Origin of the sequence: Micromonospora sp. NPDC023633, from assembly GCF_040640035.1 — a bacterium.
Taxonomy (GTDB): Bacteria; Actinomycetota; Actinomycetes; order Mycobacteriales; family Micromonosporaceae; genus Micromonospora.
Map to the genome: position 1 here is coordinate 1 of NZ_JBFABB010000048.1, position 15,715 is coordinate 15,715.

The window sequence follows — 15,715 nt, forward strand, 5'->3', positions numbered from 1 at the left end:
CCGCGTACGACGACGATGGTGAGCCCGCCCACTACCCGTCCGTGGTCCGGTGGCGGGCTCGTCGCTTCGCCGTACACTGGTGAGGATCACTCGGCGTCCACCGCCGCCGCGCCGTCCGCGGCGCCCGTCCCGATCATCAGCCGGTCCAGCTGTCGCTCCGCGAGGCGTACGTCGGTGCCGCGCACCGCCGCGAGCGCGTCGCTGATGAGTTCCTCGGCGTCCGGCACGGCCGTGTCCTCCTGGGGTCTGTTTCTCCCGCGCCGGGAAACGATCGTCGCCCGCCCGCCGAAGGTACCTCCGGGCCCGCCCGCCGTCCGCCGGTCGTGACCGGTGCCACCGCAACCCCCCGGCCCGACCGCCTGGCCGGCGGGGAACCTCCGCATGGTCCGGCCGGTCCCGGGTAGTTCCGGGGCACGCGAGCGATGCGAGGTGGAGATGGCGGGATCGTGGTTGCGGTGAACCGCTCCGGCGCACCTGGTCTCCGCCGGTCCGTCCTCGCCGCCGCCGTGATCGGCGCGGCGGTGATGGCGGCCGTCGACGAGATCGTCTTCCACCAGCTCCTCGGCTGGCACCACTTCTACGACCGCTCCACCCCCTCCGTCGGGCTGCTCTCCGACGGGCTGCTGCACTCGGCCGAGCTGCTCGCCCTGGTCGGCGGCTTCTTCTGGTTCGCCGACCTGCGCCGCCGGGGTGCCCTGGTGCCCCGGGCCGCCTGGGGCGGATTCCTGCTCGGCGCCGGGGCGTTCCAGCTCTTCGACGGGATCGTCGACCACAAGGTGCTGCGGCTGCACCAGATCCGCTACGGGGTGCACCTGCTCCCGTACGACGTGGTGTGGAACGTGGCGGCGGTGGTGCTGTTGCTGTGCGGCGCGTGGGTGACCTGGCGGGTACGCTCCCGCCCCGGCCGCGACGCCCGGTGACGGCGCTCGCGTACACCGGTGCGGCCGCCGGGCCGGACCCGCTGCCGCTCGCGGCGGTCGCGTTGCTCGCCGCCGGTTACCTGCTGGCGGTGTCCCGGGACCGGCGCGGCTGGCGTCGCCGGCGTACGGTCGCCTGGCTGGCCGGCTGCGCGGTGCTCGCGGTCGCCCTCGGCCCGCTGGCCGGCGGGCCCGGCGACCCCCGCGTCCACATGGCCCAGCACCTGCTGCTGGGCATGGTCGCGCCGCTCGCGCTGGCCCTCGGCGCGCCGGTGACCCTGCTGCTGCGGGTCGTCCCGCCGCCGGCCGGCCGCCGGGTGGGCCGGTTCCTGCGGGCCGGGCCGGTGCACGTGCTCGCCCATCCGGTGACGGCGGCGCTGCTCACCACGGGCGGGCTGGCGCTGGTGCTGCTCACCCCGCTCTACGCGGCGGCCGAGCGGAACCCGGTGCTGCACCACGCCCTGCACGTGCACTACGTCGCCGCCGGCTACCTGCTCGCCTGGTCGGTGGCCGGCCCGGACCCGGCCCCGCGCCGGCCGGGCCTGGCGGTGCGGGCCGGCGCGCTGCTCGGCGCGGGCGCCGGGCACGCCGTGCTGGCGAAGTACCTCTACGCGCACGCCGCCACCCTGCCGCCCGGGCTGCCCGACCGGGACGTCGCGGCGCTGCGCGCGGCGGCCCGGTTGATGTACTACGGCGGCGACGTCGCCGAATTGCTGCTCGCCGCCGCCCTCTTCGCGGCCTGGTACCACCGGCGCCGGCCACGCCGGCCGGCGCCGTCCGCCGACGCGGACCCGCCCGGGCCCGCGCCGGGGCGCGCGGCCGTCCGGGTCGGTCCGGTCAGCCGGCGTACGCGTGCCCGGCCGTCAGCCGCAGGGTGAAGCCGCCGTCGTCGCGCTGCCAGGTCACGTGGTTGCAGGACTGGTAGGTGATCCAGAGACCGAGCCCGCCGGGAGCCCCGTCGGACGCGGGGAGCAGCCCGCAGAACGGGTCGCCCGGCCCGTCGCCGCCGTCGCTGACCGTCGCCACGATGCGGTCGTCGCCGGCCCAGACGCGCAGTCGGACCGGCGGCCTGCCGTGGCGCAGCGCGTTGGTGACGATCTCGCTGACCGCGACGACCAGGTCCTCCACGTCGTCGACCGGCAGCTGGCCCTGGTCGGCCTTGTGCACGGCGGCGCGCGCCTCGGCCGCCGTCGGGTCGGTCAGCTCGACGACCGGCGGCCGCGCCTGGAGGGGGTCGGGTGCGACCCGGGGGCACTGCCGCAGGTATTCCGTGGGCGGCGTCCAGGTCGGGCTGGGCACGTGCCGCCCGTCGGCGGTGGCGAAGCGGGGGTGCGTCCGGGCCACGTCCGCCAGCACCTCCGGCGGCGTGATCCGGGTGTCGTACGCGCACATGCTCCACAGTGGGAAGTCGTCGTAGGCGTGGTTGATCGCCGACTCGTAGCGGGCCCACCAGTCCCAGGTCGCGCGGAACGAGGCCGGGGGCACCTCACCGATGATCCGGATCTGCCCGGCGCCGGCGGCCACCAGTTCGGCGAGGAGCTCCCGGTAGGAGCGGATGGCGGCGGCGGGCCGGGAGTAGAGGTCGCCGCCGGGCAGGAACTCGACCGGGGAACCGGCCGGCAGCGCCGAGCGGACCAGGCCGCCGGTGCGCTCGCCCAGTGCGACGAAGGTCGGCTCGCCCGCGTCGGCGCCGCCGAGCAGGAACGGCACCGCCACCGCGAGCAGCTCGTCGTCGGTGTCGTAGCGGACGGCCTCGTGGTAGTAGCCGTGGTGCTGGGCGGCCGCACCCGTCCTCATGGCGTGACCTCCACCCGGATCCCGGGCAGGTCCAGCAGGTCCACCAGGCGGGCCGCGGCCGAGCGGGGGGTGCGCAGCACGGCGGTCGCGCCGCGCCGGTGCGCGTACTCGGCCAGGTGGGCCAGGGCACGGTGGTCCACGAAGCGCAGGTCGGCCGCCGACAGCACCAGCTCACCGTCGGTGGGCCGCGGGTCGGCGCGGTCCAGGGCGGTGCGGAACAGCTCGTGGTTCGACATGTCCAGCTCGCCGGCGAGCGCGGCGTGCCCGTCGGCGGGCGGCACGGCGTACAACCGGAACAGCAGGTCCTCGACGTTGCTCCGCGGATGCATGCAGGCCAGCTCGGTGACCGCCCGGTCACCCAGCTTCAGCCGGTGGTAGGCGCACGCCGCCTTGAACGGCCGGGTGCGCATGTAGCGGTCGATGAGGTGCTCGTAGCGGGTGAAGACGTCCAGCTGGGCCGGGGTGCGGACCAGTTCGGTGGCCTCCGCGACCACGCGCAGCCCGCTGTGGCCGGCGGCCAGCGCCTCGTCGGTGGCGGCCGCGTAGGCGGCGACCTGCGTGGCCGGATCGACGACGTGGGCGGGCGAGTAGGTCGAGACCAGGGGGACCACCGCGGCGGCGCCCCGACGCACGGCGTCGGTGAAGCTCGGCAGGGCCCGCAGCCGCTCGGCCACCAGGTCCGAGGGGCGCGGTGTCACGTACCAGAAGCGCTCGCCGGCGGCGAGGCTCGCGGCGAGGTGGCGCTCCGCCAGGTCGGCGAGGGACTTCGGGTCGTCGTACGACCAGCAGACGTGGCCGCCCGGCGCGGCCCGCCGTTCGCTGCTGATCATGCTGGTTGCCTCACGGCAACCAGTGTAGGCCGCCCGGGACCAGGCACCCGGCCCGCGATCTGCCGGGGACGCCTCGGGCGGCGCTCTCCGCCCGGGCCGTCGCGCCTGGTCGGGCTTCTCCGGCGGGCCGCTCCGTCGCCGGGGCCTCGCCGACCCCGGTCAGCCAGGTGCCCGGTCAGGCCCTCCGCGCGCCGCTGAGGCGCGCGGTGCGGGGGAAGGACGCCCAGATGTTCTTGGTGGCGCCCGTGGCGTACCAGCCGACGTCGAGGGAGAGGGCGCGGGCCAGCTCCAGGCCGCGTCCGCCGTCGCCGACGGGCCGGGCCTCGGCGAGCTGCGGCAGGGAGCCCAGGTCGTGGTCGGCGACGTCGAGGATGAGGTACTCGTCGGTGGCGAGCAGCCGGACGACGGTCGGCGGGATCCCGTGGCGCAGGGCGTTCGTGGCGAGCTCCGTGGCGATCAGCGCGACGAGCTCGGGGACCTCCTCCAGGGCCTCGCCCTCACCGAGCACGTCGCCGGTCAGTTCCTCGTGCAGGGACGCCCGCAGGGCGCGCAGGCCCGCCGCCTCCGACAACGTCCACCGCCGCAGCTCGGTGGCCTGCCGCGGGGGTGGGGAACTGCTCAGCTGGCCCATGGTCTCGTCCTACCCGATCTCCGGCCGGCTCATGCCCCCGGCACAACGGTCAGCGCACCGGGTCGTGGGTGCCCCGGGGCACCCCGGGACGGCAGCGGCGCACCCGCTCGGCGGCCATCCGTCCCCCGACCGCCAGCCCGTGCCGCTCCACCGCCGTCAAGCCGTACGCCCCGCACGTCGGGGTGAACCGGCACCGTCCCGGCCAGTGCGGCGACAGCCACCGGCGGTAGCCCCGGATCGCCGTCACCCCCGCCCGGTCCAGCACGGGCGCCCGGGTCGCCGCCGCCGTCGCCGAGCCGAGCATCAGCAGGATGGAGAACAGCCCCAGGTCGCAGCAGTCGCAGCAGCCGTCGGGGTTCCTCGACTCCGACATGCGCTGTTGCCGCCGGCGGTTCTCCGGCTCGGCGGGGCCGGCCGCATGCCCCGCCACGGTTGCGGGTAGTGCGCAGGCAACGACCGAGAGGAGAACGCCGTGCCCAGCACCACGATGCCGATGCTCGAGACGTATCCCAAGTCGATCAACCTGGAACGGGCCAAGCTGGCCGCCGTCATCGATGCGCTGAACACCTGTGCCCAGGCATGTACCGCCTGCGCCGACGCCTGCCTGAGCGAGGACATGGTCGCCGGGCTGACGAAGTGCGTACGGACGAACCTGGACTGCGCGGACATCTGCACGACGACCGCCCGGGTGCTGTCCCGGCACACCGGCTACGACGCCAACATCAGCCGCAGCATGCTGGAGGCGTGCGCCACCGCCTGCAAGTCCTGCGGCGACGAGTGCGCCGGCCACGCGGGCATGCACGAGCACTGCCGGGTCTGCGCCGACGCCTGCCGCGCGTGCGAGCGGGCCTGCCGCGACCTGCTCGCCACCATGAGCTGACCCGTCCGGGTGGTCGACGTGGTCGACCGCGCGCCGGCGCTGGCATCCCGTACGGGATGCCGGCGCCGGCCTGTCCCGTGGTGGTCGGGGTAACCGGGCCGAACCGGTGACGATACCCCGAGGGGGTATGTATGGTGGTCGCGAGGAGGCGCAGATGCCCCACGAGACGCACCACCACGACGACCACCTGCCCCGGCCGACGGGCGAGCCCGCCCACGGTGCGGGCGGTCACGGCGGCCACGACAAGCACGCCGGGCACGACCCGGAGGTGTTCCGCCGGAAGTTCTGGCTGAGCCTGGCGCTGACCGTGCCGATCGTGCTGACCAGCGACATGGTGATGGACTGGTTCGGCTACCGGCTCGAGTTCCCGGGCGTGGCATGGGTCGGCCCGGTGCTCGGCACGGTCGTCTTCTGCTACGGCGGCTGGCCGTTCCTCCTCGGCGCGGTGCGGGAGGTGCGGGACCGGGCGCCGGGCATGATGCTGCTGATCGCGATGGCCATCACGGTGGCCTACCTCGCCTCGGCGGCCACCGCGCTCGGCATCTTCGACCTGGACTTCTGGTGGGAGCTCGCGGCCCTGGTCACGATCATGCTGCTCGGGCACTGGCAGGAGATGAAGGCCATCGGGCAGGCGCAGGGCGCGCTGTCGGCCCTGGCGGCACTGCTGCCCGACGACGCCGAACGGGTGACGGCGGGCGGCGGGGTCGAGCGGGTCTCCGTTGCGGACCTGCGGGTCGACGACCTGGTGCTGGTCCGCCCCGGCGGGCGGGTGCCGGCCGACGGACGGATCACCGAGGGTGGCGCCGAGCTGGACGAGTCCATGGTCACCGGCGAGTCGAGGCCGGTCTCCCGCGGCGTCGGGGACCGGGTGGTCGCCGGCACGGTGGCCACCGACGCCGCGATCCGGGTGCGCGTCGAGGCGGTCGGCGAGGACACCGCGCTGGCCGGCATCCAGCGCCTGGTGGCCCAGGCCCAGCAGTCCAGCGGTCGCGCACAGGTGCTCGCCGACCGCTTCGCGGCCTGGCTGTTCTACGTCGCGACCGTGGTGGCCCTGGCGACCCTGGTGACCTGGGCCGTGCTCGGCGACCTCGGCGCGGCCGTGGTGCGTACCGTCACCGTGCTGGTGATCGCCTGCCCGCACGCGCTGGGCCTGGCCATCCCGCTGGTGATCGCGCTGTCGACCGCCGTGGCGGCCCGGGGCGGGATCCTGGTCAAGGACCGGCTGGCGCTGGAGCGGATGCGCACGGTCGACGCGGTGCTGTTCGACAAGACCGGCACCCTGACCCGGGGTGAGCACGTGGTGTCGGGGGTGGCGGCCACGGGGGGCGGCAGCGGGGACGACGTGCTCGCCCTGGCCGCGGCGGTGGAGGCGGACAGCGAGCATCCGCTGGCCCGGGCCATCGTGGCCGCCGGGGCCGAGCGCGGCGTGGCCCGGCGGGCGACGGGGTTCCGCTCGCTGACCGGGCGCGGCGTCCGCGCCGAGGTCGACGACACGGCGTACGCCGTCGGGGGGCCCGCCCTGCTCCGCGAGTTGGGCGCGCGGGTGCCCGACGACCTGGCCGACCGGCAGGCCGACTGGTCGCGCCGGGGCGCGGCGGTGCTGCACCTGCTGCGCCTCGACGGCGACACGGCCAGCGTCCTCGGCGCCCTCGCGCTGGAGGATCAGGTCCGCCCCGAGGCCCGCGAGGCGATCGCCGAACTGCGGGCGCAGGGCGTCGGCAAGATCGTGATGATCACGGGGGACGCCCGCCCGGTCGCCGAGGCGGTCGCCGCCGACCTCGGCTTCCGTCCCGGCGTCGACGAGGTCTTCGCCGAGGTGCTGCCCGCCGACAAGGACGACGCCGTGGCCGACCTGCAACGGCGCGGGTTGCGGGTGGCGATGGTCGGCGACGGGGTGAACGACGCCCCCGCCCTGGCCCGCGCCGACGTGGGGATCGCCATCGGCGCCGGCACCGACGTGGCGATCGAGTCCGCCGGGGTGGTGCTCGCCTCGTCCGACCCGCGCGGCGTCACCGGCGTGATCCGGCTGTCCCGGGCCTCGTACCGGAAGATGATCCAGAACCTGGGCTGGGCGGCCGGCTACAACGTCGTCGCCCTGCCGCTGGCCGCGGGCGTGCTGGCCTGGGCCGGGGTGACGCTCAGCCCGGCGGTCGCCGCGATCCTGATGTCCGCCTCGACGATCGTGGTGGCGCTCAACGCCCAGCTGCTGCGCCGCGTCCGCCTGGGCCCCGGAGAGTGAGCCGCCGCTCATCCTGCCGACCAACAGAATTGTCTTGACAGGAAAAACTGTCGGTGGAACCCTGTGGTCATGTTCGACATCGCAGTGATCGAGGACCCGGCGGCGGCCGAGGCGTCGCTGGACCCGATGCGGGCCCGGCTGCTGGCCGCGCTCGCCGAGCCGGCCTCGGCGACGATGCTCGCCGCCCGCGTCGGCCTGCCGCGGCAGAAGGTCAACTACCACCTCCGGGCGCTGGAGCAGCACGGCCTGATTGAGCTGGTGGAGGAGCGCCGCAAGGGCAACGTGACCGAGCGGGTCATGCGGGCGACCGCGGCGTCGTACGTGATCTCGCCGGTGGCCCTCGCCGCCGTGCGGCCCGACCCGGCGCAGTCGCCGGACCGGCTGTCGGCGCGGTGGCTGCTGGCGCTGGCCGCCCGCCTCGTGCAGGACGTCGGCGCGCTCGTCACCGGCGCCGAGCGGGCGAAGCAGCGGGTGGCGACGTTCGCCGTCGACGGCACCGTCCGGTTCGCCTCGGCGAGCGACCGGGCGGCCTTCGCCGAGGAGTTGGCGGCCGCCGTCACGGCCCTGGTCGGCAAGTACCACGACGAGCACGCCCCCGGCGGCCGCGACCACCGGGTGGTGGTCGCCCTGCACCCCAGCGCCGACCCCGACGACAGCACCGCAAACGAGGAGCACTGACATGGGACACCACTTCGAGCTGCGCAAGGACGTCGAGCTGGCCGCCACGCCCGAGCAGGTGTGGGAGGCCATCGCCACCGGTCCGGGCATCGACTCCTGGTTCATGGGCCGCACCGAGGTCGAGCCGGGCGAGGGCGGCCGGACCCGCCTGACGATGGCCGGTCAGGTCGAGGAGTCGACGATCACCGCGTGGGAGCCCGGGAAGCGGCTGGCCGACCGCACCGAGCCGGCCCCGGACGGCACCTTCATGGCCCTGGAATACCTCATCGAGGGCCGCGAGCAGGGCAGCACGACCCTGCGGCTCGTCCAGAGCGGCATCCTCGGGGACAGCTGGGAGGCCGAGTACGAGGCGATGGGCATCGGCTGGGACATGTACCTCGGGACGCTGGCCGCGTACCTCGCCCACTTCCCCGGCCGGACCGCGGCCCCGGTCTCGGCGTTCCGTCCGGACGCCGGCGGCGCGGACCGGGTGTGGGCGGCCGTGGCCGAGGCCTTCGGCGTCGCCGGCCCGATCGCCGAGGGGGACCGGGTCCGGTTCACCGTCGGCGGCCTGCCGCCGATCGAGGGCGTCGTCGACCTCGCCGGCCTCCCGACCTATGTCGGCGTCCGTACCGCCGACGCGCTCTACCGGTTCCTCTACTCCGGCGCCGAGCGCGGCGACGCCCTGGTCCTCGGCCACCACGTCTTCGCCGCCGGGCAGGACCCGGCCCGGGCCGAGCGGGCCTGGCAGGACTGGCTGGCCGCCCTGCCCGTCGGCTGACCCGCCGGCGGGTGGCCCGGCCACCCGCTCCACCACCGGAAGCGGCCCCGCACTCAGCGACGTGCGGGGCCGCTTCCGGCGTGCTGCCCGCAGGCCGGAAGCGGCGAGGCGGTCGTGGACGACGCGGACGCGCTGGCCTGCCACCCGCGCCGGCCGTCGGTGCCCGTGCGGGTCGATCACGAGGTCCCCGTGCCGGGCCGTACCCTGCTTCCGGTCCGACAGGCGATCACGGCCGGGGGCGGGGTGTGGCCTGGGCGACACGGCCGGGCCACGCTTGTTGCATCAGATTGGCAATTGCGGAATGCTGGCGTTAGTGGCCGGCTGCCTCGGCGCGCGATGATCAAGCCATCGCCGGGGCGTCCGCCCGCTCGTGACCGTGGACCGCTGCGGGCACGGTCGGCCAGACCAGGACGCCGACCCGGCGTGACGCCGGGCGGTCGTGCGGAGAACAGACCCGGGAGCATGTGATGGGTACGCCTGTGTCCAAGCGCGTGACGGCGATCGCCGTCGCCGGGGTCCTCGCCGTGGCCGGCTGCTCCTCGCCGACGACCACGGCGACGGGCGCGGGTGGCGCCGGCACCCTCGTCGTGGCGACGGCGGGCGAGCCGGACGCACTGAACCCGGTGCTGAACTACGGCGTCGACGGCGGCTCCCTGATCTTCGACGGGCTGGTCGCCCGCGGCGCCCGCAACGAGCTGGTGCCGGCGCTGGCGCGGGAGCTGCCGACCGTGTCGGCTGACGGCAGGACCGTCACCGCGAGGCTGCGCGACGGCGTGCTGTTCCACGACGGCAGCCCGTTGACCGCGCAGGACGTGGTCTTCACCTACCAGGCGGTGCTGGATCCGAAGGTCGACTCCACGCTCCGCTCCGACCTGGACATGCTCGCCTCGGTCACCGCGCCCGACCCGTCGACCGTAGTGTTCACGCTGAAGTACGCCTACGCGCCCTTCCCGCAGCGGCTGGCCCTGGGGATCGTGCCGGCGAAGGCCCTGGCCGGGCAGGACATCAACAAGGCCGAGTTCAACCGCAAGCCGGTGGGCACCGGCCCGTACCGCGTGACGTCGTGGACCCCGGGCGACCGGCTCGTGCTCGCGGCCAACGACAGCTACTGGGGCGGCAAGCCCGCCAACAGCGGCGTGGTGGTGGCGTTCGTCGCCGACGACAACGTACGCGCGCAGCGGATGCGGGCGGGGGAGTTCGACGCGGCGGAGCTGGCCCCGAAGCTGGCCACCGGGTTCGACGGGCAGGCCGGCTACCGGGTGCAGCGGGTGCCCACCGCCGACTACCGGGGCGTGATGCTGCCGATGGGCAACCCGGTCACCGCCGACCTCGCGGTGCGGCGGGCGCTGAACGCGGCGGTGGACCGCGCGGCGATGGTCACCGGCCTGCTCGGCGGGGCGGGCGAGCCGGCGTTCGGGCCGGTCCCGCCGACGTCGGAGTTCGCCGAGCCGTCGATCGTCGGCAAGCCCGCCGCCGACCCGGCTGCCGCGACTGCCGCCCTCGACGCCGCGGGCTGGAAGCCGGGCCCGGACGGGATCCGCACCAAGGACGGCCGGCAGGCGGCGTTCGCGCTCATGTACCCGGCCACCGACAGCCTCCGCAAGGAACTCGCCCTCGCGGTGACCGCCGACGCGAAGAAGGTCGGCATCAGGATCACCCCTGAGGGCCTGACCTGGGACGCGATCACGCCCCGGATGAAGAGCGACGCGCTCGTCATGGGCTACGGCACCCCGTACGACCCGGACTTCGTCTCCTACAAGCTCTTCGGCTCCGTCTTCGCCGGCCAGGGCTTCTTCAACCCCGGCTCCTACCGGTCGCCCGTGGTGGACAAGGCGTTGCAGGACGGCCGCGCCAGCGCCGACCCGGCCACCCGCAGGGCCGCGTACGCCACGTTCCAGAAGCAGCTCGCCACCGACGCGCCGTGGGTGTTCCTCACCTACCTCCAGCACACCTACGTGGTGAAGGACGCGGTCGCCGGGGTGACCCCGCGGGTGGAGCCGCACGAGCACGACGTCGCCAACAGCCTCTGGTGGAACATCCACACCTGGACGAGGAAGTCGTGACGACGCCCGCCCCGACAGTCGCGCCGGCCCCGGCGAAGACCACGGCCCGACGCCGGACGCGCCGGATGGCCGGAGCCGGCAAGGTCGTCCGCCGGCGGCTGCTGGTGGCCGTGCCCATCCTCGCCGCCACCAGCGTCGGCATGTTCGCCCTCGGCGCGGCCTCGCCGATCGACCCCGCCCAGCAGTACGCGGGCGCGGCGGCGTTCACCACCAGCGAGGAGAACCTGGCGCAGATCCGCGCCAACTGGGGCGTCGACGACCCCCTGCCGGTGCAGTACCTCCGCTGGGTGGGCAACCTGCTCCAGGGCGACCTGGGCTGGTCCACCAGCCGCCACGAGCCGGTCACCTCCGTGCTCGCCGCCCGCGCCGGCTGGACCCTGCTGCTCGTCGGCGCCGCCCTCGCCCTCGTCCTCGTGGCGAGCCTGCTGCTGGGCACGCTGGCCGCGTACCGGCGCGGGGGCTGGTTCGACCGGGGGCTGCGCGCCACCGCGTACACCGTGCAGTCGATGCCGGTGTTCTGGATCGGGCTGGCCGCGATCGCCCTGTTCGCCCTCACCCTCGGGTGGCTGCCGGCGGGCGGGCTCACCGACATCACCGCCACCGGCACCGACCCCGCCGACGTGGCCCGGCACCTGATCCTGCCGGTGGGCGTGCTGGCGATCGCCCAGACGCCGTGGTTCGTCCTGTTCATCCGGGACGCCGTCGCCGACAGCCTCCGCGACGACCACGTCCTCGCCGCCCGGGCCCGAGGGCTGCCCGGCCGTACGGTCCTGTTCGGCCACGCCCTGCGTACCGCGCTGCTGCCGTTCCTCACCCTCGTCGGCACCCACCTGCCGGAGCTCATCGGCGGCGCCGTCCTGGTGGAGACCGTGTTCTCCCTGCCCGGCCTCGGCGCGGTCACCGTCCAGGGCGCGCTGGGCAGCGACTTCCCGTTGCTGGCCGCCACCACCCTGGCCACCACCGTCGTGGTGCTGGCCGCGAACCTCGGCACCGACCTCGCCTACGCCGCCGCCGATCCCCGGGTACGCCTCGATGACTGACCTCGCCCTGCCCGTCCGGGTCCGGCGGCCGAAGCCGCGTACGGGCCGGGTCGGTGCCGCCGTCGCCTGGACCGTGCTCGTCGGCGCGGGCCTGGCCTGCCTCCTCGCCCCCGTCCTCTGGCCGCTCGACGAGAGCGCGGTGGACCTGGCCAGCACCCGGCTCGCGCCCTCCTGGGCGCACCCGGCCGGCACCGACGACCTGGGCCGCGACGTGGCCCACCGCAGCCTCTACGGCCTGCGGGTCTCGCTGCTCGTCGGCGCGGTCGCCGCGCTCGTCGCCACCGTGATCGGCGGCCTCGTCGGCGCGGTGGCCGGCACCCTCGGCGGCTGGGTCGACCGGGTGCTGATGCGGGTGGTCGACACCATCGCGGCGCTGCCGCACCTGCTGCTGGGCATCTTCATCGTCGCGATGCTGCGGCCGAGCCTGGGCGCGGTGATCCTGTCGATCGGGCTGACGCACTGGCTCTCCACCGCCCGCATCGTCCGCTCGGAGCTGCTCAGCCTGCGCACCCGGCCGTTCATCGACGCCGCGATCTCCGGCGGCGCCAGCCGCGCCCGGGTGATCACCCGGCACCTGCTCCCGCACGTGCTGCCCCGGCTGGCGCTGGCCACCACGCTGATGGTGCCGCACGCCGTCTGGCACGAGACCGCGCTGTCCTTCCTCGGCCTCGGCCTGCCCCCGCACCTGGCCTCGATCGGCAACATGATCAACGACGGGCAGCGCTCCCTGCTCACCGGCGCCTGGTGGGCCAGCATCGTGCCCGGCCTGCTCCTCGTCGTCGTGACGCTGGCCCTGGCCGCCCTCACCGGCCGGTGGCGCGACCGCCTCGACCCGCGCGTACGAGCGGAGCTGAACCTGTGACCACCACCCGCGAGCCCACCGCCGCCCCGGCCGACCCCGCCGGGACCGTCGCGACGGCCGACTCCGTTGGCACGGGCGGCACCGCGGCCGACGGTCGGCCCGGCCTGCTGGAGGTCGACGGGCTGACCGTCCGCTTCCAGCTCCGCGACGCCGTGGTGCAGGCCGTCACCGACCTGCGCCTGACCGTCCACCCGGGCGAACTCCTGGCCGTGGTCGGGGAGTCCGGCTGCGGCAAGTCGGTCCTCGCGCACGCCCTGCTCGGCCTGCTCCCCGGCAACGCCACCGTCACGGGCCACGCCCGCCTGCGCCCGCCCACCGGGGCGGAGATCGACCTGGCCGGCTCCTCCGAGCGTCACCTAGCCCGCGCCGTACGCGGCCGGGCGGTCGGGCTGGTGCCGCAGAGCCCCGCCACCGCGCTGACCCCCGTGCGGACGGGCCGGCGGCTGCTGGAGGAGACCCTGCGCGCCCACGGGCACACCCGGCGGGAGGCGCCCGCGGCGGCCGAGCGGGTCGCCGCCGACGTCGGCCTCGACGCCGCCGACCTCGACCGCTATCCCCACGAGCTCTCCGGCGGCATGGCCCAACGCCTGGCCACCGCCCTCGCGCTCGCCCCCGACCCGCCGCTGCTGCTCGCCGACGAACCCACCACGGGCCTCGACCGGCCCCTGGTCGACCACACCCTCGACCTGCTGCGCCGCCGCTGCGACGCCGGCGGCGCCGTCCTGCTCATCACCCACGACCTGGCCGCCGCCCGCCGGGTCGCCGACACGGTCGCCGTGATGTACGCCAGCCGGATCGTGGAACGACGGCCCACGGCGGAGCTGTTCGCGGCGCCCGCCCACCCCTACACCGCCGGCCTGCTCGACGCCCTGCCCGAACGGGCCTTCCGGCCGGTCCCCGGCCACCCGCCGATGCTCACCGACCTGCCTCCCGGCTGCGCCTTCGCCCCGCGCTGCGGCCGTGCCACCGACGTCTGCCGCACCCCGCCCGCGCCCGCGGCGGGCGTCCCGGGCCGGGTCGCCTGTCACCACCCGCTGACCCTCGGAGCGCCGGCATGACCAGTACCGCGCTCGCCGCCCACCAGGTCACGGTCTCCTACGGCCGCCGCCGCGTCCTCGACGGCGTCGACCTGCGCGTCGCCCCCGGCGAGACGGTCGGCCTGCGCGGGCCCTCGGGCAGCGGCAAGTCCACCCTCGCCCGGGTCCTCGCCCTGCTGCACGCCCCCGAGGCCGGGCACGTCACCCTCGACGGCCACCCGGTGGCGGGCGCCCGGCACCGGCTGCCCGCCGCCGTCCGCACCCGCGTCGCGATCCTGTTCCAGAGCCCCCGCGCCGCCACCGACCCCCGGCTGGGCCTCGCCGACATCATCGCCGAACCGCTCCGCGCCACCGGCACACCCGAGGCGCAGGCGCGGGCCCGGGCGGCGGAGCTGGCCGACCTCGTCGGCCTCACGCCCGACCTGCTCGCCCGCCGCCCGCACGCGGTCAGCGACGGGCAGCTGCAACGCGCCTGCCTCGCCCGCGCGCTCGTGCACCGGCCGGACTACCTGCTCTGCGACGAGGCCACCGCCATGCTGGACGCCTCCACCCAGGCGCACCTCGCGGCCGTCGTCACCGACTACCAGCGGCAGCACGCCGCCGGGGTCCTGCTCATCACCCACGACCCGGCGCTGATGGCCCGCTGGGCCACCCGGGTGGTCGACCTGCCGACTCCGCCACAGCCCTGACCGCCCCAGCGGACCGACCGTCCCTCATGGTGTTCGTCACGTGACTTCCGGGCGGGCCGGCGGCTAGGGTAACGCTGCCGTGGTGTTCGGGAAGCCGGTGCAAGACCGGTGCGGCCCTCGCCACTGTGATCGGGAAGTCCGCGGCCCTCGTCGTAAGAGGTCACTGGGCGTCACACGCCTGGGAAGGCCGGCCACGGACGCACCTCCCGTCAGCCAGGAGACCGGCCACGGCACTGCGATGACCCGTCCACGAGGTGCTGGAAGGCGGTCCCGATGCGCGTGCGCGCTGTGCGGCCCACCCTGTCCCGGCGCGTTGCCGCGCCCCTGTCCGTCCTCGTCGTGCTGCTCGGCGGCTGCGCCACGGACGATCCGGCCACGACACCCCCGCCGTCCGCCGCCCCGGTCACGCTGACCAACTGCGGTACGCCGGTCACCGTCGCCGCCCCGCCCGAGCGGGCGGTGACCCTGAACCAGCCCGCCACGGAGATCATGCTGGCGCTCGGCCTGGCCGACCGGATGGCCGGCACGGCGTACCTGGACGACGCGATCCTGCCGGAGCACGCCGCCGCGTACGCCGCCGTGCCGGTGCTGTCGGACCGGTACCCGGCGAAGGAGAAGCTGCTGGAGGCGGCACCGGACTTCGTCTACGCCTCGTTCCACAGTGCCTTCGGCGACGAGGGCGTCGGCGACCGCGCCGCGCTCGCGGGACTCGGCATCGGCACGTACCTCTCGCCGGCCGGGTGCCCGAGGCGGCACCGGCCGGCGAAGCTGACCCTCGAGGACGTGTTCGCCGAGATCCGGGACGTGGCGGCCGTCTTCGGGGTGCCGGAGCGGGCCGAGAAGCTCATCGCCGAGCAGCGGGCCCGGATCGCCACGGCCGCCGCCCGGGTCGGCGCCGCCCGGGACGTGTCCGTGCTCTGGTGGGACGCCGGCACCGACGCGCCGAGTGTGGGCGCCTGCTGCGGCAGCCCCAACATGATCATGTCGGCGGTCGGGGTGGGGAACGTGTTCGCCGACCTCGGCGGCGGCTGGGCCGACACCAGCTGGGAGGCGGTCGTCGACCGCGATCCCGACGTGATCGTGCTGGTCGACGCGGGCTGGGACGCGGCCGCCGCGAAGCGGGCCTTCCTCACCCGGCACCCCAGCCTGAAGGACCTGCCCGCGGTGGCCGGGCAGCGGTTCGTCGTCGTCCCGTTCTCGTCCACCTCCGCCGGGGTGCGCGTCGTGCTCGGCGTCGGGGCGCTCGCCGCGGGCGTGGCGCAGCTGCCCGCCGGGGCGGACCGCTGACCGCC

At 75.6% G+C, this 15,715-nt stretch carries 17 protein-coding genes and 1 riboswitch; of the genes, 12 read left to right on the top strand and 5 right to left on the bottom strand.

Annotation, left to right across the window (positions count from 1 at the left end; translation table 11 throughout):
- Positions 1-86: 86 nt before the first annotated feature.
- On the bottom strand, positions 87-227 hold the full coding sequence (locus AB0G13_RS16820) for a hypothetical protein (protein WP_357874994.1): 141 nt from the start codon (positions 225-227) through the stop codon (positions 87-89).
- 228 nt (positions 228-455) lie between these two features.
- On the opposite strand from AB0G13_RS16820, the gene AB0G13_RS16825 reads away from it, so the two are divergent.
- Together AB0G13_RS16825 and AB0G13_RS16830 are read left to right on the top strand one after the other, a co-directional pair.
- Positions 456-920, top strand: coding sequence for a DUF2243 domain-containing protein (locus AB0G13_RS16825; RefSeq protein ID WP_357874997.1), 465 nt, complete (start codon positions 456-458; stop codon positions 918-920).
- On the top strand, positions 917-1,795 hold the full coding sequence (locus AB0G13_RS16830) for a cytochrome c oxidase assembly protein (protein ID WP_357875000.1): 879 nt from the start codon (positions 917-919) through the stop codon (positions 1,793-1,795). The genes AB0G13_RS16825 and AB0G13_RS16830 overlap by 4 nt, the downstream gene beginning before the upstream one ends.
- Here AB0G13_RS16830 and AB0G13_RS16835 read toward each other — a convergent pair.
- The 4 genes from AB0G13_RS16835 to yidD form a co-directional block, all read right to left on the bottom strand.
- Positions 1,755-2,714, bottom strand: coding sequence for a sensor histidine kinase (locus AB0G13_RS16835; RefSeq protein WP_357875003.1), 960 nt, complete (start codon positions 2,712-2,714; stop codon positions 1,755-1,757). The genes AB0G13_RS16830 and AB0G13_RS16835 overlap by 41 nt on opposite strands.
- Positions 2,711-3,544, bottom strand: coding sequence for an MEDS domain-containing protein (locus tag AB0G13_RS16840; protein ID WP_357875007.1), 834 nt, complete (start codon positions 3,542-3,544; stop codon positions 2,711-2,713). The genes AB0G13_RS16835 and AB0G13_RS16840 overlap by 4 nt, the downstream gene beginning before the upstream one ends.
- Positions 3,545-3,719: 175 nt before the next feature.
- Positions 3,720-4,175: an ATP-binding protein gene (locus AB0G13_RS16845; RefSeq protein ID WP_357875010.1), complete on the bottom strand. Its 456-nt coding sequence runs from the start codon at positions 4,173-4,175 to the stop codon at positions 3,720-3,722.
- A gap of 49 nt (positions 4,176-4,224) precedes the next feature.
- Positions 4,225-4,548 (bottom strand): membrane protein insertion efficiency factor YidD, encoded by a 324-nt coding sequence (gene yidD / locus AB0G13_RS16850; protein ID WP_357875013.1) that lies wholly within the window; start codon positions 4,546-4,548, stop codon positions 4,225-4,227.
- Positions 4,549-4,647: 99 nt separating this feature from the next.
- Between yidD and AB0G13_RS16855 the strand changes: the two genes are divergently transcribed.
- From AB0G13_RS16855 to AB0G13_RS16900, 10 genes are all read left to right on the top strand, one after another.
- Positions 4,648-5,055, top strand: a complete 408-nt coding sequence (locus AB0G13_RS16855) for a four-helix bundle copper-binding protein (protein ID WP_357875016.1) — start codon at positions 4,648-4,650, stop codon at positions 5,053-5,055.
- Positions 5,056-5,209: 154 nt separating this feature from the next.
- On the top strand, positions 5,210-7,294 hold the full coding sequence (locus AB0G13_RS16860; protein WP_357875019.1) for a heavy metal translocating P-type ATPase: 2,085 nt from the start codon (positions 5,210-5,212) through the stop codon (positions 7,292-7,294).
- A 69-nt stretch (positions 7,295-7,363) separates the two neighbouring features.
- Positions 7,364-7,972 (top strand): helix-turn-helix domain-containing protein, encoded by a 609-nt coding sequence (locus AB0G13_RS16865; protein WP_357875022.1) that lies wholly within the window; start codon positions 7,364-7,366, stop codon positions 7,970-7,972.
- A gap of 1 nt (position 7,973) precedes the next feature.
- Positions 7,974-8,732, top strand: coding sequence for an SRPBCC domain-containing protein (locus AB0G13_RS16870; protein ID WP_357875025.1), 759 nt, complete (start codon positions 7,974-7,976; stop codon positions 8,730-8,732).
- A gap of 467 nt (positions 8,733-9,199) precedes the next feature.
- Positions 9,200-10,795 carry an ABC transporter substrate-binding protein gene (locus AB0G13_RS16875; protein WP_357875028.1) on the top strand — a complete coding sequence of 532 codons (1,596 nt, stop codon included), beginning with the start codon at positions 9,200-9,202 and terminating at the stop codon, positions 10,793-10,795.
- The gene (locus tag AB0G13_RS16880) at positions 10,792-11,835 is read left to right on the top strand and encodes an ABC transporter permease (RefSeq protein ID WP_357875031.1); all 1,044 of its coding nucleotides are present in this window, start codon (positions 10,792-10,794) and stop codon (positions 11,833-11,835) included. The genes AB0G13_RS16875 and AB0G13_RS16880 overlap by 4 nt, the downstream gene beginning before the upstream one ends.
- Complete coding sequence (locus AB0G13_RS16885; protein WP_357875034.1) at positions 11,828-12,697, top strand: ABC transporter permease; 870 nt, start codon at positions 11,828-11,830, stop codon at positions 12,695-12,697. The genes AB0G13_RS16880 and AB0G13_RS16885 overlap by 8 nt, the downstream gene beginning before the upstream one ends.
- The gene (locus tag AB0G13_RS16890) at positions 12,694-13,755 is read left to right on the top strand and encodes an ABC transporter ATP-binding protein (protein ID WP_357875037.1); all 1,062 of its coding nucleotides are present in this window, start codon (positions 12,694-12,696) and stop codon (positions 13,753-13,755) included. The genes AB0G13_RS16885 and AB0G13_RS16890 overlap by 4 nt, the downstream gene beginning before the upstream one ends.
- A complete protein-coding gene (locus AB0G13_RS16895) occupies positions 13,752-14,423 on the top strand; it encodes an ATP-binding cassette domain-containing protein (protein WP_357875040.1) in 672 nt (223 codons plus the stop codon). Before AB0G13_RS16890 ends, AB0G13_RS16895 begins: the two co-directional genes overlap by 4 nt.
- 63 nt (positions 14,424-14,486) lie before the next feature.
- Positions 14,487-14,668: riboswitch (cobalamin riboswitch) on the top strand.
- 28 nt (positions 14,669-14,696) lie between these two features.
- On the top strand, positions 14,697-15,710 hold the full coding sequence (locus AB0G13_RS16900; protein WP_357875043.1) for an ABC transporter substrate-binding protein: 1,014 nt from the start codon (positions 14,697-14,699) through the stop codon (positions 15,708-15,710).
- Positions 15,711-15,715: the final 5 nt, after the last annotated feature.